We start from the raw sequence: 26980 nt of genomic DNA on the forward strand, positions 1-26980 counted from the left end.
GATGTCTTTCATGCAGCGGCTGTCAACCTTTCGCCACAGTTTCCGCTTTCGCCTCCTCCTGCAGCTCGCCCTCCTGACCGCGGCCACTACTGCCGCCTTCACCCTGTTTTACGTCAGTCACGAAATCAGTGTCTACCGCTCCCAGCTGCAGCGGGAAGCGCAACTCCTCGCCGACCAGCTCGCCTTTAACGCCAAACTCCCCCTGTTCGCAGAAGACCGTCACGCTCTGACCCATCTCATTGAAGACGCGCAACAACGCTTTCCGGTGCGCATGCTCTCGATCGCCAACAACAATGGCGTCATCCTCGCCACAGTCGGCTACCGGCAAGTAGCGACAGGCGACAGCAACGATATTGCCCGGAGTGTCATTGTCACGGCCGGCGACCGGGGGTACGCCCCGGAAGCGCTCCTCCTGGGCAAGCGCGCCAGCGATGAGGGCCAGGCCATCGGCAGGGTTTCCGTGGTGCTGGAAACCAGCGGGCTGCGGACACGTATCCGGGACCTGGTCGCCGTATCGGTGGTAATCGGCCTCTGCTTCTGGCTCGTGGTCTCGACCCTTGGCTATCTGCTGCTGGAGCGGGTGACGAAGTCGTTCAACCTGCTGATGCAGGGGGTCAAGGGGATCGAGCGGGGAGACCTGACCACCCGGATTCCGGTGAAGAGCAACGACGAGCCGGGGAGGGCCGCCAAGGCGATCAACGGCCTGGCCGCAGGCTTGCAGAGGCGTGAGGAGGAAAACCTGCGGCTGCAGCAGGAGAGGGACAGCGCCCTGCGCCTGGAGGTGCAGGAGGAAAAGAAGCAGATCATGGCGCGGCTGATCCAGACCAACAAGATGACCTCGCTCGGGCTCCTGGCCAGCTGCATGTCCCACGAGATCAACAACCCGAATGCCACCATCGGCCTGTCGGCCCACTACCTCTCCCTGGCCTGGCGGGACGCCCTGCCGCTCCTGAAAAGGAGTGCCGAGGAAGAGGGCGACTTCAGCCTGGGGGGGATTCCGTTCAGCGAATCGGAACATGAGATCGTCGGGTGTGTCGAAAAGATCCACGCCAATTCCAAGCGGATCGCCCAGGTGGTGCAGGATCTGCGCAACTACAGCCTCGGCATGGACAGCGAGTTCAGATCCGGTATCGACGTGAACGTCCTGGTTGCCTCGTCACTCACGATCCTGCGTTGTTACAACCGGCTGAGCGAATCCAACCTGTCCGTGGACACGCCTCCCGAACTCCCCCGTATCACCGGCAACCAGCAGCAGTTGGAACAGGTGGTGATCAATCTGCTGATGAACGCCCAGCAGGCGCTGCCAAAGGGGAAGGGGAACATCAGGTTGACCACGGCCTACGACGAATCGGCGAACCAGGTGACCATTGCGGTCACGGACGACGGCGAAGGGATTGCGGAAGAGGTCCGGTCGCGGCTCCTGGAGCCGTTCGTTTCAACCAGGATCAGCGACGGCGGCAGCGGCCTCGGGCTCTATATCTCCAACTTCATCATCAGCGAGCACAAGGGGTGCCTGGAGTTCCAGTCGGAAGTGGGGAAGGGGACAACCGTGACGATCCGGCTGCCGGCGGCATCCCCCCCTACTTCCCACTAATCTTCCTGATCAACGTCATGCGGGAGATGCCCAGCATCTCGGCCGCACTGGACCGGTTGCCGCCGTTCTGCCGGAGGGCCTCGTCGATGGTGTAGCGCTCGACCGCTTCCAGGGTCGGAAAGCTGTTGCAGGTCATCTGGAACACTGGTGGGGTCTCATCTCCCAAAGGGCGGGAGGGTATCGGCCCGGCAGCGGTTTTCTTCGCGGAAATGCCGGGAAAGTCCTTCATGGTGAGTGTTCCCGAGGTATTCATCGTCACCGCGTTGATGCTCTTGTTTTCCAGTTCCCGGATATTGCCGGGAAACTGGTAGCGGGAAAGGATATCCCATACCTGTGGTGAAATCTCCGGCACCGGCTTGTGCAGCGATGCTGCGGCTTGTGCCACAAAGTGCCGCAACAACGGCAGGATGTCTTCCGTTCGCTCCCGGAGGGGGGGAATGGCGAATTCATGGTTGCTCAGCCGGTGATAGAGGTCGTGCCTGAACCGGCCATCGGCGATGAGCGCCTTGAAATTCCTGTTGGTGGCGGCGATGATCCGGGCATTGGTTTTGATCAGGGCGTCGGAGCCGAGACGGTAATATTCCTTTTCCTGCACAAGCCGCAGCAGCTTGAGCTGCATATCCATACTCAGGTCGCCGATTTCGTCCAGAAATATCGTGCCGTTTTCCGCTTTTTTGAGCAGCCCGTCCCGTCGCTCGTTGGCACCCGTAAACGCGCCCTTTTTGTGACCGAACAGGGTGTCGGAGAACATCAGGTCGTCAAGCCCGGCCACGTTCAGGGCGACGAATTCCCCTCTCAGGCCGCTGGCCAGGTGGATGGCCCGGGCGATGACCTCTTTTCCCACCCCTGATTCGCCGGTAATGAGCACCGGATTGCGCGACGAGGCCAATGATTCTATGTACCGGAAGATCGCCGCCATCTTCCGGCTGCAGCCGACCACATCCTGAAAATGCTCGGGGCGGGCCGGCGTATCGTCGAGCAGGGAAGCCTTGAGCATCCTGTTCTGACAGTGCAGATCGTTGATCTGGAACGCCTTGTGGATGCTGGAAACGAGGCGGTTGGGCTCGACCGGCTTGGTGATGAAATCAAACGCCCCCTGGCGCATGCATTCGACCGCGGTCTGAATGTCGTTGAGCGCCGTGAGGATGATCACCGGCAGGTCGGGATGGGCAAGCAGCAGTTGCTGGAGCAGTTCGGTGCCGGAAAGACCTGGCATGATCCAGTCGAGGACCAGCACCGATGCCGGCGTGCCGGACAGGGTCTGAAGCAGGTCGTTGCCGGAGGAAACCTTGACGATATTCTTGATGCCTCTTGTCTGGAGCATCAAACGGACGTTGTCGAGGAGGTCCAGATCGTCATCGACAATCACGACAGTATGCGGGGAGACGTTAGACTCTGTTGCCGGCATGGGTGACCCTTTTGTGATTATCTTTGTGATTGATATGGTTCAGACGAGTATACCAGATCCATTCCCGGCCACTCTCACCAGCACCAGCCATGTAACTTGACATAATATATCTTATGGGACGTTACGTGTATGGCAAGAGAATGGAGAGATGGCTCCCCTCAAAGCTTCCGCCGGTCTATCACCCGTGACGCCTTTCCTTCGTACCGTGGAATGCTGTTGGCCTCCACCAGCTTGACGACCGCACCGACGCCGATAACCGAAATAATCCGCTTCTCGACCGTCTCCAGGAAGGCCTTCTGGCGCTTCATCTCGTCAAAGAAGATGTTCTCGGTCACCTCGATATGCACTTCCAGGACATCCAGCGCACCTTTCCGGTCCACCACCAGCTGATAATGCGGCTGACACCCCTCAATGGCCATCAGGACGCCCTCGATCTGCGACGGGAAGACGTTTACCCCCCTGATGATCAGCATCTCGTCGCTTCGTCCGGTTGTCCTCTGCATCCGGACCATGGTCCTGCCGCAGGCACACGGCTCGTAATCGAGTCGGGTAATATCCCTGGTCCGGTAGCGGATCATCGGAAATGCCTCTTTGGTCAGCGTGGTCAGCACCAGTTCCCCGGTGCTCCCCGGCGGCAGCGGTTCGCAGGTTTCCGGATCGATGATCTCCGGGATGAACGAGTCCTCAAAGATGTGCATGCCGCATTTGTGTTCGCATTCGCCGGCAACCCCCGGACCGATGATCTCGGACAGGCCGTAGTTGTCGGTGGCACTGATGCACAGCCGGGTCTCGATCTCCCTGCGCATCGCCTCTGACCAGGGTTCGCCGCCGAACAGCCCGACCTTCAGCGACAGCGACTTGGGTTCGATGCCGAGCTGCTCCAGCCTTTCGGCTATGGTGATGGCGTAGCTCGGCGTGCAGACCAGGACCGACGAGCGGTAGTCCTGCATGATCATGATCTGCTTCTCGGTGTTCCCACCGCCCATCGGGATGACCGAGGCGCCGATGGTCTCGGCACCGTAATGAAGACCGAAGGCACCGGTGAACATACCGTAACCGAAGGCAATCTGCACCACATCGTCGTGGTTGACGCCGGCAGCGGTCATGAAGCGCGCCACCAGGCCGGACCAGATCTTGAGGTCGTTGCGGGTATAGCCGACTACGGTCGGCTTGCCGGTCGTGCCCGAGGACGAGTGGATCCTGACTACCTCCCTAAGCGGCACGGCGAACATGCCATAGGGATAATTGAGGCGCAGGTCTTCCTTGGTGGTAAACGGCAACCGCCGCAGATCGTCCAGTGACTGGATATCTTCCGGTGAGACGCCGGCTTCGTTGAACTTGTTGCGAAAACAGGTGACGTTTTTATAGGCCCGGTTGAGCGTTGCCTGCAACCGCTCTAGCTGAAGCTGCGCCAGTTCAGGCCGCGGCATGCATTCGTGCTGGGGGTCCCAGATTCCCATACGGTGATCCTACCTTTCCCAGATTTCCTTCTTTTCCCGCCCGAGGTATGCGCGCTGAACCTCTTTGTTTTCCAGTAGCTCTGATGCGCTTCCCTCAAGTATCACTTTACCCGTCTCCAGGACATAACCGCGGTCGGCCATCTTCAGAGCCGCCTTGGCATTCTGCTCCACCAGGAGGATCGTGGTCCCCTTTTCGCTCCGCAGATGCTGGATGACGGCAAAGATCTCCTGTACCACCAGCGGTGCGAGCCCCATGGACGGTTCATCCAGGAGGAGCAGTTTCGGCCTGACCATCAGGGCGCGGCCGATGGCCAGCATCTGCTGCTCGCCGCCGGAAAGGGTGCCGGCCATCTGCTTGCGACGCTCCTTCAGGCGGGGAAAGATGGCGTAGATCTCGTCCAGATCCCTGTGGATCGCCACCTTTCCTTCACCGGCCCGATAGCGGAGATAGGCCCCGAGCTCCAGGTTGTCCTCCACGGAGAGCGGCTTGAACACCTGCCTCCCTTCCGGGACCTGGGAGATGCCGAGACCGACGATCCGCTCCGGCGTCAGTTCGTGGATGGGCGCACCGGCAAGGTCGATCTCGCCCCCCCTGACCGGGGTAATGGCCGAGATGGAGTTAAGGATGGTGGTCTTGCCCGCCCCATTGGCGCCGATCAGGGTGACGATCTCACCTGCGGACAGGTGCAGGGAGATGCTTTTCAGGGCGTGCACTTGGCCGTAATAGGTATGTATATTGAGTAGTTTGAGCATAGTAGTTGATGTAGTAAATTAAGTACTATTTATTTACCCCTCGCCCAGATAGGCCGCAACCACAGCCGGGTTCTCCTGGATCTCCCGCGGCGTTCCTTCGGCCAGCTTCTGTCCCAGGTTGAGCACCAGTATCCGGTCGCAGACATCCATGACCAGTTCCATGTCGTGCTCCACTAGGACCACGCTGATGCCCGATGCGCGTATCTTTTGGATCAGAAGGGCCAGGTCGAGGGTCTCACGGCTGTTCAGCCCGGCTGCCGGCTCGTCCATGAAAATGATCGTCGGCTCCAGGGCCAGGGCCCGGGCGATCTCCAGGAGTCTTCCCTTGCCGAACGGGAGGCTGCCGGCCGACTGGTCGGCAAGGTCGGAGATGCCGCAGAACTCCAGCCACTGCCTGGCACTGGCGGCGATGCGCCGCTCCTCGACCAGGTGCCAGGGCATCTTGAAGGAGCAGGAGAGGATGCCGCTACGGCTCTTGGTGTGCAGACCGACCTTGACGTTGTCCAGAACGGTCATCCGGCCGAACAGTTCGATGTTCTGAAAGGTGCGGACCATGCCGAACCGCGCCAGCCGCTCCGGCGGCAGGCCGGAAACGTCCCTGCCGTCCAGCACGATCCTGCCGGACGTCTGCCGGTAGATGCCGCTGATGATATTGAACAGGGTGGTCTTGCCGGCGCCGTTGGGGCCGATGACCCCGGTGATGTCCCCCTTGCCGATGGTAAAGGAGACATCGTCAAGCGCCGTCAGGCCGCCGAAACGCTGCGTAATGCCATGGATCTCCAGCATGTACGCCCCTACCCCTCTTGCCTGCGCGTCGGCAACAGCCGGGCAAAAAGAGCGGGAATGCCACGCACCAGACCGCCCGGCATGAACATGGTCATGAGGATCAGGACCAGACCGTAGATCACGATATCGTAATCCTGAAAAGCCCGGAGCAGTTCCGGCAGCAGGGTGAGGATCGCGGCGCCGACCAGGGAACCGTAAACGCTTCCCAATCCGCCAACAACGACCATGGTCACCAGTTCCACGGAAAAATTAAACCCGAAGGAGGTGGGGGAGACGAACCCCATGGTGTGGGCATAGAGGCTGCCGGCGATAGAGGAGATGAATGCCGACAGGGCAAAGATCTGCACCTTGAGCAGCCGGACATTGACCCCCATGACCCGGGCCGCCACCTCCGAATCGTGGATGGCGCACAGCGCCCGCCCGATCCTGGAATTGGCCAGGTTGAGGGAGATGAGAACCGTCCCCAGGGTGAAGGCCCAGATCAGCCCGTAGTTCTTGATGTCGCTGTCAAAGGCAACTCTGCCGATCTTCAAGGGCGGGATGCCGGAGAACCCCGACGGCCCGCCGGTGAACTCGACCGCCTCGTTGAAGACGATGTAGAAGATGATCCCGAGCCCCAGGGTGGCCATGGCCAGGTAGTGCCCCTTCAGTTTCAGGACCGGGAATCCGACGATGAACGCCAGCAGTGCCACGGACAGGGCGGTGATACCCATGGCGAGCCAGGGGTTCACGCCATAGGTGTTGCTCAATATGCCCGAGGCATAGGCCCCCAACCCGAAGAAGCCGGCATGGCCGAGGGAGATCTGGCCGGCAAAGCCGAGCAGGAGGTTCAGGGCGATCGCGAGCATGGCATGGATGCCGACGAACACCAGCACGTTCATCAGGTAGCTGCCGGAAAGTGACAGGGGCGCCACGATGGCGATGACGACCAGAACAACAAATTTGATCAGATCCCGGTTCACCGTCTACACCCTTTCGGTTTCGGCACGTTTGAACAGTCCCTGGGGCCGGATGAAGAGGAGCAGGAGCAGGATGACAAAGGCGATGGCATCCTTGTACCCGGAGGAGATGAGGCCGGCGCCCAGCGATTCGAGCACGCCGAGGATCAGGCCGCCGAGCACGGTGGAGATGCCGCTGCTCATGCCGCCGATAATGGCGGCACAGAACCCCTTGAGACCGAGCATGATTCCCACGTCGTAGGAGGTCATGGTGAGCGGGGCGATGATGATGCCGGCCATGGAGCCCATGGCCGAGCTGATGACGAACGACAGGAGCACCATCCGGCGGACACCGATGCCGATCAGGCTGGCGGCCCTGCTGTTGTACGAACAGGCGCGCATCGCCTTGCCACTGATGGTGCAGCTGAAAAAGAGCTTGCTGACAACGATCACGATCACGGTGATGGCAACGATCCAGAGATGCTGGGGCAGGAGAGATGCACCGGCAAGCTCGATCGGGTCGCTGCCGCTGAAACTCGGCAGGGCGTGGGTATCCTTGCCCCAGACCAGCATGGCGAGCCCGCGGATCAGGATGCTGCCGCCGATGGTGATGATGACCAGGTTGAGCGGCGATGCCGATTTGAGCGGCCGGATGGCCAACCGCTCGAACAGGAGCCCCAGCAGCGTGGTGAGGAGAATGGCGCCGATGATCGCCAGCGCCAGGGGGAGTTTGGCACTCTGCAGGAGGAAAAAGGAGAACATCCCCCCGAGCATGACGAACTCACCCTGGGCGAAGTTGATGATGCCGGTTGCGTTGTAGATGATGGCAAACCCAAGTCCGATGAGTGCGTAGATGGCCCCGGATGCCAGTCCGGAGAAGAGGTACTGGGTAAGCTGATCGAGAATGTTCATGGGGTACGCATTATCCTGGGCCGGTGCAGCCGGATCAATCCTTAAGCTGTACTGCTTTAAGCCCTGTAGGGGCGCTCGCTTGTAGCCGGGGGATTCATCCCCCGGATGAGAGTTGCCAACAAATTTCTAGTCACGTATGTGACAAAAGTGGCATGTTGCCAACATGACCGGGGAATAAATTCCCCGGCTACAGGCATTCTGTCCCGATGGGACGTAATAAGCAACAACCTAACCGGACATCGATGACAAAACTCCCGTTTACTTGACCAGCGCCCAATCCTTGTTCCTGACCTCGACGAGTACGAAGGCGTCCTTGGTGAGCCCGGAGTGATCGCCGGCGGAGAACGTGAAGATCCCGCCGATCCCGGCAAAATGGCTGGTTTTTTCGAGCTGGTCGCGGATGGCCGCCGGGCTGTCCCCTCCCCGCTCGATGGCCCCTTTCAGCAGCATGACCGCATCCCAGGCATGGCCGCCGAAATGGTCACCCTCGGCCTTGAAATGCTTCTGGTAATCCTTGACATAGGCCAGGAGCGAGCCCTTCTGCTTGTCGGACGTGGGCAGGACATCGGCAACAATGACCCGGCCCGACGGCAGGATGATCCCTTCGGCAGCGTCACCGGCCAGATTGATGAACTTCTTGGACGAAACGCCGTGGCTCATGAACAGCGGCAGCTTGATCCCGAGCTGCTTGACGTTGCGGGCAACCACCGCCGGCCCCGGATTGGTTCCCCAGCAGATGATGGCCTGGGCCTGGCTCCCCTTGATCTTGGTCAGTTGGGGGGTCATGTCCGTGTCCTTGGGGCCGTAGGTGTCGTCAAGGACGATCTGGATGCCGAACTTGGCGGCATTGGCCTTCAACTGCTCCCGGCCCGACGAACCGAAGCCGTCGGACACGGTCAGCAGGGCGACCCTGGTCATCTTCTTGTGCTTCAGATGTTCATAGATCTTGGCCACTGCCAGGGCATCATTCTGGGCGGTCTTGAAGACCCATTTCTTGACCGGATCGGTGATCTTGCTCCCGGCAGCACAGGAGATGAGCGGCACCCCGGCCTTTTCCACCACGTCGATGATGGCCATGGAGTCGCCGGTGGTGCTCGGACCGACGATCCCTACCACGTGGTCATTCTTGATCAGTTTGTTGGCCAACTGGACCGCTTTGGTGGTATCCCCCTGGGTATCGTAGGCGATCAGCTGCAGCTTGCGCCCCTTGACGCCGCCGGCGGCATTGATCTCGTCCACCACCATCTGGGCCGTGTTCCGCTCGGGTTCGCCGAGAAAGGAAGCAGGGCCGGTGACGGCAAAGAGGCCGCCGATCCTGATCGGCTCGGCCGCAATGGCGAGTGAACAGCAGAGCAGGATGCAGCTGACGAGTGTGGCGAACATAACGGATGCTGTTTTCATGCGCGTGATTCCTCCTTGAATCGATCAGTCTATTTAACCAGCTCCCAGTCCCCCTTGACGATCCGAACCATCTCGAACGCCGACAGGTCGAGGCCGTTGTGGTCGGTGGGCGACATGGTAAAGATACCGGAAACGCTGACCAGCTTCCTGGTCTGTTCGATGGCGGCACGGATCTGTTCCGGTGTGGTAGCGCCCTTCTTGATCGCATCAGCAATCATCAGGAAGGCATCATAGGCATAGCCGCCAAAGGTGGACGCCTCCATACCGTACGCCTTCTTGTAGTCATGGTTGTAATCCTTGAGTACCTTGTGCTGCGGATCGGACGGTTTAAGTTTGTCGTAGACCGCCAGTTTTCCTGCCGGTAGGATCACCCCTTCGGCATTGTCCACACCGGCCAGTTCGATGTATTTCTTGGAGGCAACCCCATGGCTCTGGTAGAGGGGGATCTTGATGCCGAGCTGTTTAACGTTCCGGGTGACCACGGCCGGTCCCGGGTTGGTTCCCCAGCAGATGATGGCGTCCGGCTTGGCACCCTTGATCTTGGTCAGCTGGGGGGTCATGTCGGTGTCCTTGGGGCCGAACACTTCATCGGCCACCACCGTGAACCCTTTTTGTTTGGCCATGGTCTTCAGCTGCTCGCGACCCGACGAACCAAAGGCGTCGGATACGGTCAACAGGGCGATATTTTTCTGCTTTTTCGAGGTCAGGTAGTTGAAGATCTTTTCCGCGGCCACGTGGTCGTTGGCCGGGGTCTTGAACACCCACTTCTTGACCGGCTCGGTGATCTTGATGCCGGCTGCGCAGGAGATCAGGGGGATGCCGGCCTTTTCCACGTCATCAATGATGGCCATGGTGTCGCCGGTGGTGCTCGGTCCGACAATGACTGCCACCTTGTCATTCTTGATCAGCTTGTTCACCAGCTGTTTGGCCTTGGTGCTGTCTCCCTGGGTGTCGTACACCACCAGTTCGAGCTTGGTACCCTTGATGCCACCCTTGTTGTTGATCTCCTTGACCAGCATCTCCAGGGTGTTTTTCTCCGGTTCGCCCAGGAACGAGGCCGGGCCGGTAACGGAGAACAGCGCCCCGATACGGAGGGTGGCAGCCGATGCCGCGGCCGCCGCGAGGGTGAGGATGGACAGGGTGAGCAACAGTGTCACGAGCCTCTTCATGGTGAAACCTCCTATTGTGATAATCGGTTAGGGGGTGACCTACATACGGTACAGTCGTTCGCCATCGAGGATGGCGATGCCGTTTGTCTGCAGGGTCTTGATCGCCTTGTCGGTTTCGTCGAACCTAAAGATGATCACCGCGTTCTCGCCGCACCGCTCGACAAAGGCGTACATGTACTCCACGTTGATGGCGTCGCTGTCCAGGGTCTTGAGGATACGGGCCAACCCGCCGGGCCGGTCCGGCACCTCGACCGCCACCACTTCGGTCTTGTTGACCGTGAAGCCGCGCTCCTTGAGGATGGACTTGGCCTTTTCCCGATCGTTGACGATCAGGCGCAGGATGCCGAAATCGGAGGTGTCGGCCAGGGAGAGCGCCCGGATATTTATGCCTGCTTCATCCAGGATACTGGTGATCTCGGCCAGGCGACCGGACTTGTTCTCGATAAAGATGGAGATCTGTTCAACGTTCATTGGTAGCCTCCTGTACGTTGTATCTGACCTGTTGTAACCCCTACCCTACAGCTTCCGTTTGTCGATGACCCGCGTGGCCTTGCCTTCGCTCCGCTGGATGGTCTTGGCCTCGACCAGCTTGGCCGTGCAGGTGACGCCGAGCGTATCCTTGATCTCTTTCTCGATCCGCTTGCCCAGGGCCTGGAGGACCTTGATCTCGTCGGAGAAGAGCCGCTCGTTCACCTCCACCTGCACCTCAAGGGTATCCAGGGTTCCCTTCCGGTCGACCACCAGCAGGTAATGGGGCTCGACCCCCTCGATCCCCACCAGGATCGATTCGATCTGGGAGGGGAAGACGTTGACGCCGCGGATGATCAGCATGTCGTCGCTGCGCCCGCTCAGCCGGGCGATCCGGGCATGGGTCCGGCCACAGACGCATGGCTCCTGGATGAGGCGGGTAATGTCCCTGGTCCGGTAACGGATGAGCGGTATCCCCTGCTTGGTGATCGTGGTGATGACCAGTTCGCCCAGTTCGCCGTCGGCAACCCGCGCCCCGGTTTCCGGATTGATGATCTCGGGGATGAAGTGGTCTTCCCAGATATGGAGCCCCTGCTTGGCCTCGATGCATTCGATGGCCACACCCGGCCCCATGATCTCCGACAGGCCGTAGATGTCGATGGCGGCAATGTTCAGCTTCGCTTCGATCTCCTGGCGCATCGTCTCGGACCACGGCTCGGCGCCGAAGATGCCGACCTTCAGCTTCATGCTCTTGAAATCCACCCCCTCAGCGGCGGCCTCTTCGGCCATGAACAGGGAGTAGGACGGGGTGCAGGTGAGGACCGTGGAGCCGAAGTCCTGCATGATCATGATCTGGCGCTTGGTGTTCCCTCCTGAGATGGGTATGACCGAGGCCCCCAGCCGCTCGGCGCCATAGTGGGCACCGAGACCGCCGGTAAAGAGGCCGTAGCCGTATGCGTTGTGGATAATGTCCCCCTTGTGGACGCCGGCGGCGGCAAAGGAGCGGGCCATCAGGTCGGACCAGTTATCGATATCCTTCCGGGTGTAGCCGACCACCGTGGGCTTGCCGGTGGTGCCGCTGGAGGCGTGGATACGGACAATCTCTTCGAGCGGTGCGGCAAAGAGGCCATAGGGGTAGGAATCCCGCATGTCCTGCTTGGTGGTGAACGGGAGCCGCTGCAGGTCTGCCAGCCCCTTCACGTCGCCAGGCCTGATTCCTGCCTTGTCGAAGGAGTTCCGGTAGAACGGGACATTGGCGTACACCCGCTCCAGCACATTCTGCAGGCGCTTCAGCTGCAGCGACTCCAGCGCCGCTTTCGGCATGGTCTCGAACTCTTCGTTGAAGTACATGGGGAACTCCTTACAGCTTTCTTCCGAGCATGAACGCCCTGCGGTTCACTTCCAGGGCCTTGGCCGGCACCATCTTCGCCAACGCCTCCAGCCAGAACTCTTCGGCGATCTCCAACTGCCGGGAAACTGCGCCCAGCAGCACCGTATTGGCTGCTTTCGGATTACCTGCCTCGCCGGCCAGCTTCTGGCCGTCCACCAGGAGGAAGTCCGGGAACAGCTGCCTGATCCGCTCCGCTAGATCGTCCGGATAGATATCCTGCCCGGTCAGGACCGATGGCGGCGAGATCCGCAGGTTGTTGGCCACGACCTTGCCCCCCTTTTTCAGGAGGGGGAGGGAACGGTAGGTCTCCATCAGCTCGAAGCCGAAGAGGATATCCCCCTCCCCTTCCGGCACGGTCGGCGAAAAGACCTCGCGGCCATAGCGGACATGGGAGACGACGCTCCCGCCCCGCTGGGACATGCCGTGGATCTCGCTCTTCTTGACGTCGAACCCGGCCAGCTTGAAGGTCTCGGCAAGGATCTCCGAGGCCAGGAGAATCCCCTGCCCCCCGACGCCGACCAAGAGAATATTGGTAATGGTATCGCTCATGTCGTGCTATCCCTCGCGTTTCTTGATCGCTTCGAATGTGCAGAGCTGACGGCAGACGTCGCAGCCGGTGCAGAGGAGTGGGTCGATATGGGCCTTCCCCTTTCTGCCGTCGCTCGGCCGCCACTCGATGGCCGGACAGCCGAGCTTCAGGCAGGCGCGGCAGCCGGTGCAGAGCTCCACGTCCACGGCCAGTACTTCGCCCTTGACAAAGACCCCTTCCCGCTTCAATAGGACGCACGGCCGGTTGGTGATGATCACCGACGGTTCGGGGCGCGCCATCTCCTCACGGAGGGCCTGGCGGGTCTGCTCCAGGTCCAGGGGGTCCACGACCCGGACGTTCCTTATGCCGACGGCCCGGCAGAGCTGCACCAGGTCGACCGCATTGGCCGGGTCCTCCATGAGGGTCCAGCCGGAGGCGGGGTTGTCCTGGCGGCCGGTCATGGCAGTGATCCGGTTATCCAGGATGATCACCGTTGCCGGCGACTTGTTGTACGCCATCTCCATCAGGCTGTTCACGCCGGTGTGGAGGAACGTGGAGTCACCGATGACCGCCACGACCCGTTGCCGCTCCTCCTCAGGCAGTGCCCGGACGATCCCGCTGGCGGTGCTGATGCTGGACCCCATGCAGACGCAGGTATCCATGGCGTTGAGCGGCGGCATGAAGCCGAGGGTGTAGCAGCCGATATCGCCGGTGACGTAGGCATTCAATTGCTTCAGGGAATAAAAGACGCCGCGGTGGGGGCAGCCGGGGCACATGTTGGGCGGCCGGCCGGGCAGCTTGTCGACCTGCCGGGTAGCCCCGGTATCCGCCGTGGCGATGCCGATGGAGGCAAAGGCCGACCGGACCCTGCCGGGCGACAGCTCCCCGCAGACCGGGAGGATCTCCTTGCCGATGACGCTGATCCCCATGGCCTTGACCTGATCCTCGATGAACGGGTCCAGTTCCTCCACCACGAAGAGCCTCGTCACCTTGGCGGCAAACTGTCTGATCAGCCCTTCGGCAAGGGGCCAGACCATACCAAGCTTGAGCACAGAGGCCTCGGGCAGTACCTCGCGGACGTACTGGTAGGAGGTGCCGGAGGTGATGATGCCGATGTCGCTGTTTCTCAGCTCCATCCGGTTGATGGAATGGGTGTCGCCATACCGGGAGAGCTTTTTGCTTCGCTCCTCGACAAACGGATGCCTGACCTTGGCATTACCCGGCAGCATCACCAGCTTGGCAGCGTTTTTCACCAGCTTTGGTGCGGGTAGGCCGGTCACCGGCTCGGCCAGCGCGACCACCGATTTGCCGTGGGAAATCCGGGTGGTGGTCCTGACCATGACCGGGGTATCAAACTGCTCGGAGATCTCGAAAGCGAGACGGGTAAACTCCTTACACTCCCGGGAATCGGACGGCTCCAGCATCGGCACCTTGGCAAAGCGGGCATAGTGCCGGTTGTCCTGCTCGTTCTGGGATGAGTGCATCTCCGGGTCGTCGGCGGTAATCAGCACCAGACCGCCGTTCACGCCGGTGTAGGACAGGGTGAAGAGGGGATCGGCCGCCACGTTCACGCCGACGTGTTTCATGGCCGCCAGGGAGCGGCTGCCGCCAAAGGAGGCGCCGATGGCCACCTCCAGGGCAACCTTCTCGTTGGGTGCCCAGGAGGCGTTGATGTCAGGGTACTGCACGATGGTTTCGAGAATTTCGGTGGAAGGGGTGCCGGGATAGGCACTGGCGACCTTGACCCCGGCTTCGTATGCGCCGCGGGCAATCGCCTCGTTTCCGGACAGGATTTCCTTTTTCAAATGACGGGCCCTCAAAGCAAAATTAGGGGTTCCCCCCTTTCAGCGCCGCAACTATAGCCAATTCGCGCCCTGCATGTCAACTTTGACTTGAATTAAAACGAGATTTCAGCCGGCAATGACATGTTACGGCTACTTCTCGTCATGCTGTTCGGCAGCCCAGAGCAGCACCCCCTCCAACAGCCCGAAATCGCTCACCTTCATCCGCTCGAAACCGAAGAGTGCCATGGTCTGGAGGGTGACGAGCATGCCGGCGATGATCAGGTCTTCCCGCCCCGGCTCCATGCCCGGTACGGACAACCGCTCGGCAGGGGGAAGCGGCAGGAGCTTCCGATAGATGTCGATGATCTCCGACCTGGATACGACGTAGTTGTTCACCCGCCGGTAATCATAGTCAATCATCCCCATGCTGATGGCCGCCAGGGTCGTGGCGGTGCCGGCGGTTCCCACCAGGGTGGCTCCGGGAAGTCTCTCCAGGAGACCCTGCCCAGCCATGGCTTCCTTGAGCGGATTGAGTTCCCGGTTGATCTTGTCGGCCATGGCTGCCGGTTCACCCTTCCCTTCGGTCAGCCTGACCACCCCAAGTGGCAGGCTCCGGGTAAACAGGAGATCACCCTCATGGACCAGGGTATATTCCGTGCTGCCGCCTCCCACATCAAAGATGAAGACTGTGCCGTTGCGGTCGTCCAGGCCGGCATAGACGCCGGCTCGGGTCAAATCCCCTTCCCTCTCGCCATCGACGACCGTCAGCCGGATGCCGGTCCGTTGTTCCACTTCGCCGCAGAACCCGGAACCGTTGACCGCGTCCCGCACTGCGCTGGTGGCCACTGCCAGGACCGACACCGCTCCCAGCCGCCGGATCTCGGCGCTGAACTCCTGCAATGCGGCAATGGTTCTCTCGCGGGCCTCTGGCGAGATACCGCGCTCCCTCGTGAACCCGCCACCCAGACGGGTAATACGTCGCGCAACCAGATCCGGCGCAATCGTTCCATCCGTTCCGACCGTCCCGATCAGCAGCCGGGCGGTATTGGTACCAAGGTCAATGGCGGCAAGTCTTTGTTCCGACACGAGTCCCCCTTTTTCGTTGAAGGCCTATTACTACGGCGCATTGACGCGTAATCAGGTCTGCGAGCGCACTACCATGCAACATCATGTCGGTTCAGGCAAGAAAAAGATTGGTGCGGCAGGTGTGAAACGTAGGTGTTGAGTGCCACGACATCGTGGACGAAATCGTGCATCACCGGATCTTGGCGGTACAACGATTTCTCAACGGTGAGAAACCGGAATCAATCTGTGCCTCGCTCGGCAAATCGAAAGCTTGGCTCTACCGATGTCATGGCACTCAACACGTAGGGAATAGGTAACAAAGATTTTTCAGGAAAACAGTTGCTCCGAAAAAAGCAAAACCCCACGTCGCACTCATGGGGTCTTGCCTTTTGCAGTATCTTCAGGAGAGAAGATGTTCATAATGTAGCATACTTGGCGACTGCGTCAAACATGTTTTACGCAAATGCTTAACTAACCATTAATAATTAATTAGTGCAACGGGGGATCATTAAGAACTGTCATTCGCCTGCCTATGGACTCATGGGGCACATTGCCGGTCAACACCTGCAACCACTCCAAACCAGTACCGGTCCCGAAATCGCATCAAAACTGGCATCAGGAGGCGTCGACTACGCACTGCTGATACCTGCCTGAGGCAGCTGCAACCGGTCCGTGGGACTGGTTGCAAGGGCAATCGAGGCGGCCGGTATCCCGACCGTGGCACTCTCCATCGTCAGGGAAGTCACTGAAAAGAGTCCCCCGCCACGTGCCCTTTTCCTCAGGTTTCCCTTTGGCCGTGCACTCGGTGAACCAGGCACCATTCAGGATGGCGGGCTCCGCTGGCGGCGTGAAATCTACCAGACACCCGATTGGGAAGCATTCCGACAACTCGGTCCGTTGCGCAGATAAAAAGAGCCGGCAGATCAGTGTGAATCCGCGGCTCTTTTCTTTAAGAAAATGCACTACCTCGTCAGCTGATTGCGCCCAGTACCAGTTCCGTCTTGAGGGCAACATCCTGTTGAGTGCCGCGATCCATATCCTTGAGCACGGCCATACCGCGGACCAGTTCATCTTCGCCAATAATAAGGGAAAAACGGCTGTTGAACTTGTCGGACCGGCGCAACTGACTCTTCAGACTCTTCCCCTCGTAATCAATCTCAACCGTGACACCGGCCCGCTGCAGTGCACACATAAGGGCAAACGCCTTTTCCCGGGCCTCGTCAGCCAAGGCCACAATGAAGAGATCGGGACGGGTACGAAACTCTTTGGCATCCAGCAGCAGCGCCACCCGCTCCACTCCCATGGCAAAGCCGATTCCCGGGATGGCAGGTCCTCCCAGGTCACTGATCAGGCCATCGTACCTGCCACCGGCGGCCACGGCACTCTGGGCGCCAAGGAGGCCGGTAACCAGCTCGAAGGTGGTGCGGGTGTAGTAGTCAAGTCCGCGCACCATCCGGTTGTTGATGGTGTAGGCGGTATGTACCTGCTCCAGATGCCTGCGGGTCGCGGCAAAATGATCATCACAGGCCCCGCACAGATGGTCCAGCACCGACGGAGCACCGATGGTAGCCTCTTTGCAGCCGGCCCCCTTGCAATCAAGTGCCCTCAGGGGGTTGGTCTCGAACCGGCGTTGGCAGTCCTCGCACAGCGACGCCAGGCGCTCACGCAGAAACTCCTTCAATGCCGTCCGATAGGCAGGGCGACAGTCGGGGCAGCCGAGGGAATTGATCTCCAACCTGGGCTCAGTAAGGCCAAGTTCGGCAAAGAAGTGGCAGAGCATGGTCAGGACCTGGGCATCCACTTTCGGGTCCTTCACCCCGGTCACCTCGGCGCCGATCTGGTGGAACTGGCGGTAACGCCCCTTCTGCGGCCGCTCGTAGCGAAACATCGGCCCCATGTAGTATAGCTTGCTGACCGCATCAGCCGCATACAGCTTGTGCTCTATGAACGCACGCATCACCCCGGCAGTCCCTTCGGGGCGCATGGTGACGCGATTTTCCCCTTTGTCGACAAAGGAATACATCTCCTTCTCGACGATATCCGTGGCATCACCGATGGAACGGGCGAACAGTTCAGTTTTTTCCAGAATCGGTATCCGGATTTCGGCGAAACCGTAACAACCGAAGACCCGCCGAGCGGTCGCCTCGATGTGTTGCCACTTTTCGATTTCTCCTGGCAGGATATCGTTGAATCCCTTAATGGCATTCACTATCAACTTAAACTCTCCTTACTCTTGGCAATCTGCCGGAATGTTTCCGATGAAATATGGAAAACAGTATTCTTGCCACTGGCTTTTCCGTAATACATGGCCTGGTCGGCCATTTCCAGGAGTTCCACCTTGGACGATGAATCATCCGGGTAACTCGCATACCCCAGGCTGGCCGTGAGCCTCAACTTGACACTGTCATTGATGACAAACGTGTGCCCCTCAATGGCCTTGCGGATACGCTCCGATACAATTGCCGCACCGAAGGTGCCGGTTTCCACCAATAGGACGGTATATTCGTCCCCCCCGTAGCGGATGATGATGTCCACTTCACGAACCGATCGTTTGATGAGTGACCCGACCTCCTTGAGGATACTGCTGCCAACAAGATGACCGTGAACATCGTTGACCGACTTCAGGTGATCAATATCCAGGAAAATGACCGAGAGGTCCAAGCCGAAACGATCGGCGCGCTTGATCTCACGCTCCAGGGCTATTTCCAGGTAACGGTAATTGTAGAGTCCGGTCAACTCATCGATATTCAGCAGATTTTTTACCGTAGTGTACCGGATGGCGTTTTCAAGCGCCAGTGACGACTGGTCCAGAAGAAAGTTCACATTCCGGTAGTTGATCTCGGCCGGAAATGATTTTCGCGGGGGGTTGAAAATGGCCACCACCCCCTGCAACAGGCGCCTGGACCTGATAAAAAACAGCAGCGCATCCTTGATCCCGCCAAGGTCCGCATCATTGTTCTCCTTGGGAATGAAATTGCTCAGGACCACGAGACTCTCTGCCCCGTCCTTGTGCCAGTCACACCCGCTCTGCAGGTATTCGGCAAGCTGATTGCCCAGAGCCTCGCTTAGCCCCCGGCAGACTTTAAGGTCCAGCGTACCATCACCACCGAGAAAGAAGCCGAGTCCCTTTGAGCCGCCGACTTCCTTGGCAAGGGCATCGACCACCATGGAGTAGATCCGCTCCAGATCGAGACAATTGGCAATATTCTGACTTACCTGAAAGATCTTGATCTGCGATTTCAGCTCATGGTTCTCGTCCAATAGCCGCCGCTGCTCCATGCAAAGGGCGACAGCATGCTTGAACTCCTCGTGATTGATCGGCTTGATAAGGTAATCACGGGCACCGTTCTTCAAGGCATAGATGGCGGTCTCGATATTACCATGGCCGGTCACCATGATCACTTCGATGGCCGGGTCCAATTGTTTGACACGGGAGAGGATTTCAAGGCCGCTGATATCCGACATCATCAGGTCGGTCACCACCACCTGGTACTCTTCCTTGGCCAGTTTTTTCAGGGCCTCGTGTCCTGTAGCAGCAACGTCAACAAGGTAGCCTTCCTCTTCGAGAAGGCTGGAAAAGACCTCGCGGAAAAATTTGTCATCCTCGACAACCAGTACCTTTTCCATGAATGGAAACTCCTTTGTCAGCCCAGTCCCGTGGAAAACGCTGAACAGAAGTAAAAGCTAACAAACAGGGGATACCGTGTCAATTGAAATGGCCGTACGGCATGGAAATACGGAACCCTGCTTCCGGCCCGCGATGCTCGATCATGATGGTACCGTGCAGATCGGTCCGGTACACGACAGCGCCACTCCGCTGCAAATTGGCAACGGTTTCCGGAGCCGGAAAACGGAACCGGTTGTCGTAGCCAACGGAAACCACCGCAGCCCGGGGTGCCGCAGCAGTGAAAAAATCGGGATCATTGGTAAGCCTGCTGCCATGGTGGGGAACCTTGAGCACCGAGCACCGGACCTGCCCGGGTTTTGCCAACAGGCGCCGTTGCACCTCCTGTCCCGCATCGCCGGTCATGAGGAGCGAAAAGGAACCATCGGTAAACCGCAGGATCAGTGACGCATCATTCAGGTCACTCGTGCCGGCCGTCAACGCGGCAGAACTCAGCGCCGCCACCCGTACTCCGCCAACGGTCAGCGGCGGGTCGGTACTACGTTTGACACGACACCGCACTCCCCGCTCGCCCAAGAGATATTTCAATGCCAGATACCGCTCATCGGCCCCCACGCTTTCGCCCTCCCAAAACTCACCGATGTGAAAGTGCCGGGCAATGAAGAGCAAGCCGTTCAGATGATCCGGGTGGGGATGGCTAAGGACGAGATAGTCTATGTTCCGTACCCCGAGTTCCCAGAGAGCGGGCGCCACCAGCCGTTCACCCACGTCATAGGAGTCATTCCGAAAGCTGCCGCCACCGTCGATGAGCATCGTCTTGCCGTCGGGAAAGGTCAGCAGGGTCGACTCCCCTTGGCCCACACTCAGGAACATCATGGAAAACACGCCGGCCGGCCGTATTCCCGGCAACAGGGCAAAGGCGAACATGGCGGCCAACAGGACGCCGGTTGTGCCGATACGCCAACCGGGACGCTTGATAAAGGTAACCGCCACCATGGCCAGGAAAAAGAGGCCGAGTTGCCAACGGTCCGGTGCAAATCTGGGCAGCAACGGCAGACGGTCCAGATAGCCGATGAACCAGTTGGAGAGGTGGATCATGAATCCCGCCAGGTGCAGGAACGGAACCGCCAAGGGCGGATAGGCGACGAGCAGCGGCAGGGCAACAAAACCGGCCAGTACCGCGCCATAGCCCATGAGCGGGACAATGAAAAAGTTACTGAGCAAGCCGGTAGCCGATGCCTGATGGAAATAATAGGCCACCGGCAGGAGCGTCGCTAAAGTCGCCGCAGCAGAGGCCATCAGAAGCTGCAGCAGCCGATAGATTATCCCCTTAGCCAGACTGGACCAAGGCCGCATGAATAGCGGGGTCAGCACGATGATCCCCCACAGGGCAAGAAACGAGAATTGAAAGGAAAGATCGAACAGGGCTGCCGGCTCAAGGCCGAGGATCACCAGTGCGGCCAGCAACAATGCGTTGATCGGGTCGGTTTCCCGTTCCATAAGCAGCGCCAGACCGTACGCCGCGAGCATCACAACCGAGCGCACGGTCGCCGGGGCCGAACCGGACAGCAGCAGGTAGAACAGGATCACCGGCAGGACCGTTACCCCGAGTCCGCGCCGCACCCACCCATGGAGAAGCAGAAAAGGGACCAGACGGCAGGCAGCGAACAGGAGATGAAACAGCATGAGGGCAACGATGCCGACATGGAAGCCGGATATGGAGAGGATGTGGTTCACACCGGTGCGACTGTAAGCGTCCTTGATCCCCTGTGGCACCTTGCCCATATCGCCGATCAGCAGTGCCCGCAGAATGCCTGCTTCCGGCTGCGGCAGGGCACCATCGATCCCCGTCCCTATCCGGTCGGCCAGGAGATCGATCCTTCGCTCGAGTGAGGGTAGTGCCGCGGCTTCGAGGAGGACGATATCCTTCCCCTCTGCCGCAAACGCGGTCACCTCTATGCCTCTAAGCGCCAGGAAGCGCCGATAGTCGAACTCTCCCGGCAGACCATAGGGGCGCGGTTCCTTCAGCCGCGCCATGAACCTGACTCTGTCGCCTGTTGTGCAAGCCGGCATGCCGCTGCCGATGGTAACGAGAACTCTGCCGCCAACCGGTACGAGCCGCCCGCTGCGGAACACGCGGTCCAGTTGAACGGTCAGCCGTCCCCCCTGGTCCCTGTTTTCCGGACGGCGGGCAACGACCCCTTCCATGGTCAGCTCGCTACCGTCTGCCAGTCGGCTCAACTGCCAATCAGCACTCTTCGGATGCAGCAGCGGCTGGAGCGACCAGAAACCCCAGGCAAAAAGGAGCGCCATGACGGCGCTGGCAAACAGTATCGTGCTCTGTCGGAACAGCGACAGTGCCGCAACGGCAAAGAGCAGGCATACGAGGGAAACGGTTGGCGGATGGGAAAACGGAAGGAACCAGGCAGTGCAGAGGCCGAGAATGAGCGCACACAGGGGGAGGAGGAGCGGTCGTTCCACGTCCTGCCTCCCCCCGACGTTAGTGGCTCTCTTGGTAGCGGCCGGCAATGCCGGGCAGAATGGCGTCCAGATCGGCGTTCGTTACCACCGACGAAGGATTGCCGGTTATCTTGACCACAGCCAGGTAGTCGGCAGCAGCCGATGATTTTTTTGTCAGCTCCACCACATCCACCCCGGCAAACGGGGAGAGCTTCAGCCGCAGCTGATGGCTGCCGGCGGTGAGGCGGATCGGACCGAGGTCATACCATTCCAGATACGGTTTCCCCGTCCTGGTGATGGTCTGGTTGCCGATCGCGGCCGTCAGCTCGGCACCGGTGAAGCGGACCCTGAGACGATAGACAGCAGTGGCATCGATCTTGAGCGGAAGATCAATCGTTACCGGCGCGCCACCGGTCTTGACCCATTTGGGTGCCACCGGCCTTCCCAGGACGGTAGAGTCGGTCACCTCGACATTTGGCGGCATTTTCCCGTACACGGCAACGCTAAGGGGTCTGACCGGCGCATTTTTGTCATCCGGCAGACTGTTTTCCAGATCGAGCAGCGGGGTCACGATTTCTGCCAGGGTGGACAGCCTGAGCGGCTCGTCCGGTTGCCAACCGGCGAGGGGAGCTGCGGATGGGAGGGTCGGCGCCTCGAAGCGAACATAATCGATCGCCCCTTCGGGGGGAAGCATGACATTGAAGTCCAGATACCCGGCTGTCAGGCTGATGGTGCCGGCAGTCACCTCCTTGATGGCTTCGCCGGCATTCACCCTGAATGCCTTACCGGCTATCGACCAGGTCTGACCGTCACCTTTGCCGGCGACCGAGAAGGTGTACTTTCCCCCCAGGGGAAGCAGTACCCTGAAATGTACCGGGGTGGGGGTAGTGGTCCCACTAACCCAGCCTTTACCGGAAAATGGTCCGTACGCGTTCAAGCTGCGCACCGTTACCCGGTCACCAATCTTGTCGAAAAATTCTTCAGCTTCAAAGGTGTAGCTCCGGTTGCCGCCCAGAATCTCCAGGTAGTCCTTCAAGACCGGTTTTTCCGGCAGACCTGCACCAAGCCCGGTCGCAGTGACGAGCCGTACGGCGAATTCTCCCTGTTTCACGACAGCGTTCGGGTGCACCTTGTCAGCGGCAATGGCAGCAACCACCCCGTGCAGAAAAATCAAAATTGTAAGGAACAGGTACCTGAACCCCATGGCACATCACCTCCGGAAAAGTGTGCTTTGGTGCTCACTGTTTATAGCACACCCCCCTCCTTGATGCAAACAGGCCCGACCGGGATGCCGATCGGGCCTTTTGCATCTGTTCGTTTCGTGCCTTCCCGGTCAGTATGACTGCCGGTCGCTAAGCACCTCTTCCGCGGTTACCGGCGCCCTGAAGATCCGGTAGACCCAGATCTTGTAGGCAATGACGATCGGCACGAAGATAAAGGCCACCACCGTCATGATCTTCAGGGTGTACTGGCTTGAGGACGAATTGAAGATGGTCAGGCTGTACTGCGGGTTGATGCTGGATGGGATCAGGTTGGGGAAAAGTCCGACAACCCCCGTCCCCACAACCAGGAGGATGGTGAGACACGACGCGGCAAATGCCTTCAGCCCGTCGTTCCTGGCGAGGAACAGGCGGATTGCCAACAGCGACAGTACCGCCAGCAGGGGAACGGCCAGCAGGAACGGCAGACCGAGGTAATTGTCGAAGAGTTTGGTGGCCGGATAGGTGTAGGCCAGAAAGACCACGGCCACGACCAGGAGCGGTATCCAGAGCCTGGCGGCTGTTGCGGTGGCCCGCTCCCGCAGCTCGCCGGTAGTCTTGACACTAAGGTAGAGCGCTCCGTGGACCAGGAACAGGAGCACGAACAGAACGCCGGTCACCAGGCCATAAGGGTTGAGGAGTGACAGGAACGACCCGTGGTAACCGGCCGCATCCATGGGAAGTCCCTGGAAGATGTTGCCAAAGGCCACGCCGAACAAGAGGGCCGGCAGAAAGCTGCCGATGAATATGGCTTTGTCCCACAGTGCCCGCCACCCAATGCCATCGACCTTGCCCCGAAATTCAAACGACACACCGCGGATGATCAGGGAGAACAGGAGCAGCAGGAGCGCCGTGTAGAGATAGCTGAACATCAGGGCATAGGTAGTGGGAAAGGCGGCAAACGTGGCACCGCCGGCCGTGACGAGCCAGACCTCGTTGCCGTCCCAGACCGGTCCCAGCGTATTGATGATCACCCGCCGGTCCGTATTGGTCTTGCCCAGAATATTATGGAGCATTCCGCTGCCGAGGACGAACCCATCCAGCATGAAATAGACCGACCAGAGTACTCCCCACAGCACGAACCAGATAATCTGCAGCGTCATGTCAGACCTCCTCCCGCGTATTCTGTATCATTGTCGACAGATCGTCGTCCGGCCCTTTGCGGGCGTACTTAAAGAGCAGAAAGATATCCGCAGCGCCGAGCATACCGTAGAGCAGTACGAAACCCACCAGCGAGGCAATGACCTGCGGGGTGACGATGGCGCTGGAAACGCCCGCAGCCGTCTTCAGCACACCGTAGACGATCCAGGGCTGGCGTCCCACCTCGGCCACCAGCCAGCCAAACTGGCAGGCCAGGTACGGTATCGGCAGGGCCAGGAGCATGACCCGGAGGAACCACTTCCGCTGCTCCAGATGATCACGCCAGGAAAAGATGGTTGCAGCCAGGGAAGCCAGCATGATGAACGTCCCCATGCCGGCCATCAGCCTGAAACTGAAGAAGGTAAGGGCCACCGGCGGCCGCTCCTCCTTGGGAAACTCCTTGAGCCCCTTGATTTCGGCGTTGGGGAGATGAAAGGCAAGATAACTGACCATATTGGGAATGCAGAGCCGCTCGACCGCGTTGCACTCGCGCTGTTCGTCCGGCAGCAGGAACAGATTCATGCCGACGTTGCTCCTGGTTTCCCAGACCGACTCCATGGCAGCGAACTTGGTCGGCTGGGTCTTGGCAATCTCCACGGCATGGAAGTCGCCGGTCATGAAGACCAGCAACGAGGCGACCAGGCCGAACCTGGCCCCCATGGCAAAGGAGCGTTTGAAGAAGTCGGTGCGGTTGCCCCTCAGCAGGTGCCAGGCAGAGATCCCCATGACAAAGAACGCTGCCACCGCATACCCGGAGAGCACAGTGTGCCCGAACTTGATCAGGCCGTACGGATTGGTCAGAATGGCACCGAAGTCGACCATTTCTGCCCGGCCGTTTCTGAGCTCGAAGCCGACCGGATGCTGCATCCAGCCGTTGGCCACGAGAATCCAGAGGGCCGACAGGTTGGTGGCCAGGGCCACCAGCCAGATGGAAATGGCGTGCATCCTTTTCGAGATTTTGTTCCAGCCAAAGATCCAGACCCCGATGAATACCGATTCGAGAAAAAACGCCACCGTCGCCTCGATCGCCAGCGGCGCACCGAAGATGTCGCCCACATAGCGCGAGTACTCGGCCCAGTTCATGCCGAACTGGAACTCCATGGTGAGGCCGGTCACAACCCCGAGGGCGAAGTTAATCAGGAACAGCTTCCCCCAGAACTTGGTCATCTTCAGGTAGAGCTCGTCACCACTGGCGACATAGCGGCTCTCCATATACGCGACCATGATCGACAACCCCAGGGTCAGCGGCACAAAAATGAAATGAAACATGCTCGTAGCCGTAAACTGCAGCCTGCTCAAACTCAGGACATCCATTCCGAACCCTCCTTGCACTATTGGCGTTAAGCGTGGCTAACAGGACAAATAATATCCTGTTTTTGGGCAAAAAAAAGCCTTGGGCGATATTTATGTTTTTGCCAGATCTTCCAGGGTGACATCATCAAGAATTTTGCCAACTTCGCCCTGAACCTTGCGCCAGACCGGGTGCACCAGGCAGCGGGCAGACCGGTCACACATACCCTCGTCAATCAGGCAGCGATTGGGCATGATCGGCCCTTCCACCGCTTCCACCACCTGGCGGAGGGTGATCTGGGACGGGGAACGTCCCAGGAGAAAGCCACCGCCGGTCCCCCTAAAAGACTGAACCAGGCCGAGTTTGGCAAAGCTCTGGAAGATCTTGGCCAGAAAGGTTTGGGGCACATCCGTAGCCTCGGCGATCTCGCTGATAAGGGCGATCTTGCCCGGCGGCTGCTGCGCCAGGTACACGATGCCGCGGATTGCGTATTCTCCCTTGCGGGTCAGTTCCATCATAACGAGTCCTTAAAGACCTATTTTGTCCTTTATCACACAACACCTTTCCCACTGTCAAGATAAAATTTGCGCTGTGGCACTGTCCCTCACATCACCTCTGGCCCTTGAAGGTTTCAATCCATTCCTCGATATAGAGGTCGAGATACTCCCGGCTGATGGCGCTGGCATGCGGGGTGATGAGCACGTTGGGAAGCTTCCAGAGCGGTGAGGATGGAGGCAGTGGCTCCTCCCGGAATACATCGAGCCCTGCCCCGGCCAACGGGCCGTCCAGCAGGGCGTGCACCAGGTGCTCCTCCCGATAACAGTTGCCCCGTCCCAGGTTATACAGGTAGGAGCCGGGCTTCATACGGGCAAAGTGCCGCTCCGTGAACAGGTCGGTGGTTTCGACCCCGCCAGGGAGCATTAGAACCACGTGATCGGCAACGGGCAGCTCTTCTTCCAACCGGTCGAAAGTAACAACCCGTTCGGCATGCGGGTCGCAACCAGATCCCGCCGTGTTCCGCCTGACCCCGGTTATCCGCGCGCCAAAGGCCTTCAGGAGTTCCGCCATCTGCCGGCCAATGGCACCGTACCCCACGATCAGGACCCGCTGGCTGAACAGGGCGGAACACCCTTCGCTGCTGCCACGGTCCCAGACAGTACGCTCCTGGTTGGCCACGTTAAGAGCCAGGCGGCGGTTGAAGTAGAGCATCATTGCCAGCAGGCTTTCCCGCATGATCCGGCCGTGGAACTGGCCGTAAAAATTCCGCACCCGGCCGGTCGGATCGGGCGGAACCCAATCGTTGCCGGCGGCAGGGGTGAAGACCGCTTCCAGCCGAGGAGACTCTTGGTACCATGCAGGGCGAAAACTCCAGGTCAGGAGCCAGTCGGCGGCTGGAAGCCCGGATCGCAACTCGTCCTTTGTGGTCGTCTCGATAAGGGTGATGTCGGGAAAGGCCTCGCGTATCCGGTCCAGATGCCGCGGCTTGATGGAAAAAGCATCCACGTCATTGTGTAGATGAACCAGCAGATTCCGGCGGTGCATTGCGCC

Annotated in this window: 22 protein-coding genes and 1 pseudogene; 2 read left to right on the forward strand and 21 right to left on the reverse strand. The window is 59.6% G+C overall.

Translation table 11 applies throughout. The features are described 5' to 3' along the window. Nucleotide 1 precedes the first annotated feature (1 nt). The gene (locus JN12_RS06850) at nucleotides 2-1594 is read left to right on the forward strand and encodes a sensor histidine kinase (RefSeq protein ID WP_145020157.1); all 1593 of its coding nucleotides are present in this window, start codon (nucleotides 2-4) and stop codon (nucleotides 1592-1594) included. Here the strand turns inward: JN12_RS06850 and JN12_RS06855 are convergent. From JN12_RS06855 to JN12_RS06915, 13 genes are all read right to left on the reverse strand, one after another. Further along, nucleotides 1581-3002 (reverse strand): sigma-54-dependent transcriptional regulator, encoded by a 1422-nt coding sequence (locus JN12_RS06855; protein WP_145020160.1) that lies wholly within the window; start codon nucleotides 3000-3002, stop codon nucleotides 1581-1583. The genes JN12_RS06850 and JN12_RS06855 overlap by 14 nt on opposite strands. Nucleotides 3003-3160: 158 nt before the next feature. Further along, a complete protein-coding gene (locus JN12_RS06860; protein ID WP_145020164.1) occupies nucleotides 3161-4462 on the reverse strand; it encodes a phenylacetate--CoA ligase family protein in 1302 nt (433 codons plus the stop codon). A gap of 9 nt (nucleotides 4463-4471) precedes the next feature. Further along, nucleotides 4472-5215 carry an ABC transporter ATP-binding protein gene (locus tag JN12_RS06865; protein ID WP_145020167.1) on the reverse strand — a complete coding sequence of 248 codons (744 nt, stop codon included), beginning with the start codon at nucleotides 5213-5215 and terminating at the stop codon, nucleotides 4472-4474. A 33-nt stretch (nucleotides 5216-5248) separates the two neighbouring features. Next, nucleotides 5249-6001 (reverse strand): ABC transporter ATP-binding protein, encoded by a 753-nt coding sequence (locus JN12_RS06870; protein ID WP_145020170.1) that lies wholly within the window; start codon nucleotides 5999-6001, stop codon nucleotides 5249-5251. An 8-nt stretch (nucleotides 6002-6009) separates the two neighbouring features. Continuing rightward, nucleotides 6010-6963: a branched-chain amino acid ABC transporter permease gene (locus JN12_RS06875; protein ID WP_211360511.1), complete on the reverse strand. Its 954-nt coding sequence runs from the start codon at nucleotides 6961-6963 to the stop codon at nucleotides 6010-6012. A 3-nt stretch (nucleotides 6964-6966) separates the two neighbouring features. Next, nucleotides 6967-7851, reverse strand: coding sequence for a branched-chain amino acid ABC transporter permease (locus JN12_RS06880; protein WP_145020173.1), 885 nt, complete (start codon nucleotides 7849-7851; stop codon nucleotides 6967-6969). 258 nt (nucleotides 7852-8109) lie between these two features. Continuing rightward, nucleotides 8110-9234, reverse strand: coding sequence for an ABC transporter substrate-binding protein (locus JN12_RS06885; protein ID WP_246125782.1), 1125 nt, complete (start codon nucleotides 9232-9234; stop codon nucleotides 8110-8112). 47 nt (nucleotides 9235-9281) lie between these two features. After that, nucleotides 9282-10421, reverse strand: a complete 1140-nt coding sequence (locus tag JN12_RS06890) for an ABC transporter substrate-binding protein (protein WP_145020178.1) — start codon at nucleotides 10419-10421, stop codon at nucleotides 9282-9284. 39 nt (nucleotides 10422-10460) lie between these two features. Then, nucleotides 10461-10892, reverse strand: a complete 432-nt coding sequence (locus JN12_RS06895; RefSeq protein WP_145020181.1) for an ACT domain-containing protein — start codon at nucleotides 10890-10892, stop codon at nucleotides 10461-10463. 45 nt (nucleotides 10893-10937) lie between these two features. After that, nucleotides 10938-12239: a phenylacetate--CoA ligase family protein gene (locus tag JN12_RS06900; RefSeq protein ID WP_145020184.1), complete on the reverse strand. Its 1302-nt coding sequence runs from the start codon at nucleotides 12237-12239 to the stop codon at nucleotides 10938-10940. Nucleotides 12240-12249: 10 nt separating this feature from the next. Next, entirely contained in the window at nucleotides 12250-12828 is a 579-nt protein-coding gene (locus tag JN12_RS06905; RefSeq protein WP_145020187.1) for an indolepyruvate oxidoreductase subunit beta, read from the reverse strand. Between the two features lie 6 nt (nucleotides 12829-12834). After that, nucleotides 12835-14613: an indolepyruvate ferredoxin oxidoreductase subunit alpha gene (gene iorA, locus JN12_RS06910; RefSeq protein WP_145020190.1), complete on the reverse strand. Its 1779-nt coding sequence runs from the start codon at nucleotides 14611-14613 to the stop codon at nucleotides 12835-12837. A 129-nt stretch (nucleotides 14614-14742) separates the two neighbouring features. Continuing rightward, nucleotides 14743-15678, reverse strand: coding sequence for a Ppx/GppA phosphatase family protein (locus tag JN12_RS06915; RefSeq protein WP_145020193.1), 936 nt, complete (start codon nucleotides 15676-15678; stop codon nucleotides 14743-14745). 468 nt (nucleotides 15679-16146) lie between these two features. Between JN12_RS06915 and JN12_RS21095 the strand changes: the two are divergent. Beyond that, nucleotides 16147-16566, forward strand: a pseudogene (locus JN12_RS21095) (selenoprotein B); the annotation flags it as partial. 61 nt (nucleotides 16567-16627) lie between these two features. Here the strand turns inward: JN12_RS21095 and hisS are convergent. From hisS to JN12_RS06960, 8 genes are all read right to left on the reverse strand, one after another. Next, on the reverse strand, nucleotides 16628-17869 hold the full coding sequence (gene hisS / locus JN12_RS06925) for a histidine--tRNA ligase (protein ID WP_145020320.1): 1242 nt from the start codon (nucleotides 17867-17869) through the stop codon (nucleotides 16628-16630). Further along, a complete protein-coding gene (locus JN12_RS06930; protein ID WP_145020199.1) occupies nucleotides 17869-19284 on the reverse strand; it encodes a GGDEF domain-containing response regulator in 1416 nt (471 codons plus the stop codon). Before JN12_RS06930 ends, hisS begins: the two co-directional genes overlap by 1 nt. A gap of 79 nt (nucleotides 19285-19363) precedes the next feature. Further along, on the reverse strand, nucleotides 19364-21763 hold the full coding sequence (locus JN12_RS06935) for a DNA internalization-related competence protein ComEC/Rec2 (RefSeq protein ID WP_170241865.1): 2400 nt from the start codon (nucleotides 21761-21763) through the stop codon (nucleotides 19364-19366). Between the two features lie 19 nt (nucleotides 21764-21782). Beyond that, nucleotides 21783-22946 carry a hypothetical protein gene (locus tag JN12_RS06940; RefSeq protein ID WP_145020206.1) on the reverse strand — a complete coding sequence of 388 codons (1164 nt, stop codon included), beginning with the start codon at nucleotides 22944-22946 and terminating at the stop codon, nucleotides 21783-21785. Between the two features lie 129 nt (nucleotides 22947-23075). Next, nucleotides 23076-24104 (reverse strand): cytochrome d ubiquinol oxidase subunit II, encoded by a 1029-nt coding sequence (gene cydB / locus JN12_RS06945; protein ID WP_145020209.1) that lies wholly within the window; start codon nucleotides 24102-24104, stop codon nucleotides 23076-23078. Nucleotide 24105: 1 nt separating this feature from the next. After that, nucleotides 24106-25455, reverse strand: coding sequence for a cytochrome ubiquinol oxidase subunit I (locus JN12_RS06950; protein WP_145020212.1), 1350 nt, complete (start codon nucleotides 25453-25455; stop codon nucleotides 24106-24108). A gap of 90 nt (nucleotides 25456-25545) precedes the next feature. Next, on the reverse strand, nucleotides 25546-25950 hold the full coding sequence (locus tag JN12_RS06955; protein WP_145020215.1) for an RrF2 family transcriptional regulator: 405 nt from the start codon (nucleotides 25948-25950) through the stop codon (nucleotides 25546-25548). 91 nt (nucleotides 25951-26041) lie between these two features. Continuing rightward, complete coding sequence (locus JN12_RS06960) at nucleotides 26042-26974, reverse strand: D-2-hydroxyacid dehydrogenase (RefSeq protein ID WP_145020217.1); 933 nt, start codon at nucleotides 26972-26974, stop codon at nucleotides 26042-26044. Nucleotides 26975-26980 lie beyond the last annotated feature (6 nt).

The sequence above is a fragment of the Geobacter argillaceus genome, from assembly GCF_007830735.1.
Classification (GTDB): Bacteria; Desulfobacterota; Desulfuromonadia; order Geobacterales; family DSM-12255; genus Geomobilibacter; species Geomobilibacter argillaceus.

Coding starts and splice junctions, on each gene's coding strand:
- JN12_RS06850 (WP_145020157.1), top strand. CDS start 2: ATGTCTTTCATGCAGCGGCTGTCAACCTTTCGCCACAGTTTCCGCTTT.
- JN12_RS06855 (WP_145020160.1), bottom strand. CDS start 3,002: ATGCCGGCAACAGAGTCTAACGTCTCCCCGCATACTGTCGTGATTGTC.
- JN12_RS06860 (WP_145020164.1), bottom strand. CDS start 4,462: ATGGGAATCTGGGACCCCCAGCACGAATGCATGCCGCGGCCTGAACTG.
- JN12_RS06865 (WP_145020167.1), bottom strand. CDS start 5,215: ATGCTCAAACTACTCAATATACATACCTATTACGGCCAAGTGCACGCC.
- JN12_RS06870 (WP_145020170.1), bottom strand. CDS start 6,001: ATGCTGGAGATCCATGGCATTACGCAGCGTTTCGGCGGCCTGACGGCG.
- JN12_RS06880 (WP_145020173.1), bottom strand. CDS start 7,851: ATGAACATTCTCGATCAGCTTACCCAGTACCTCTTCTCCGGACTGGCA.
- JN12_RS06885 (WP_246125782.1), bottom strand. CDS start 9,234: ATGTTCGCCACACTCGTCAGCTGCATCCTGCTCTGCTGTTCACTCGCC.
- JN12_RS06890 (WP_145020178.1), bottom strand. CDS start 10,421: ATGAAGAGGCTCGTGACACTGTTGCTCACCCTGTCCATCCTCACCCTC.
- JN12_RS06895 (WP_145020181.1), bottom strand. CDS start 10,892: ATGAACGTTGAACAGATCTCCATCTTTATCGAGAACAAGTCCGGTCGC.
- JN12_RS06900 (WP_145020184.1), bottom strand. CDS start 12,239: ATGTACTTCAACGAAGAGTTCGAGACCATGCCGAAAGCGGCGCTGGAG.
- JN12_RS06905 (WP_145020187.1), bottom strand. CDS start 12,828: ATGAGCGATACCATTACCAATATTCTCTTGGTCGGCGTCGGGGGGCAG.
- JN12_RS06930 (WP_145020199.1), bottom strand. CDS start 19,284: ATGGAAAAGGTACTGGTTGTCGAGGATGACAAATTTTTCCGCGAGGTC.
- JN12_RS06940 (WP_145020206.1), bottom strand. CDS start 22,946: ATGGGGTTCAGGTACCTGTTCCTTACAATTTTGATTTTTCTGCACGGG.
- cydB (WP_145020209.1), bottom strand. CDS start 24,104: ATGACGCTGCAGATTATCTGGTTCGTGCTGTGGGGAGTACTCTGGTCG.
- JN12_RS06950 (WP_145020212.1), bottom strand. CDS start 25,455: ATGGATGTCCTGAGTTTGAGCAGGCTGCAGTTTACGGCTACGAGCATG.
- JN12_RS06955 (WP_145020215.1), bottom strand. CDS start 25,950: ATGATGGAACTGACCCGCAAGGGAGAATACGCAATCCGCGGCATCGTG.
- JN12_RS06960 (WP_145020217.1), bottom strand. CDS start 26,974: ATGCACCGCCGGAATCTGCTGGTTCATCTACACAATGACGTGGATGCT.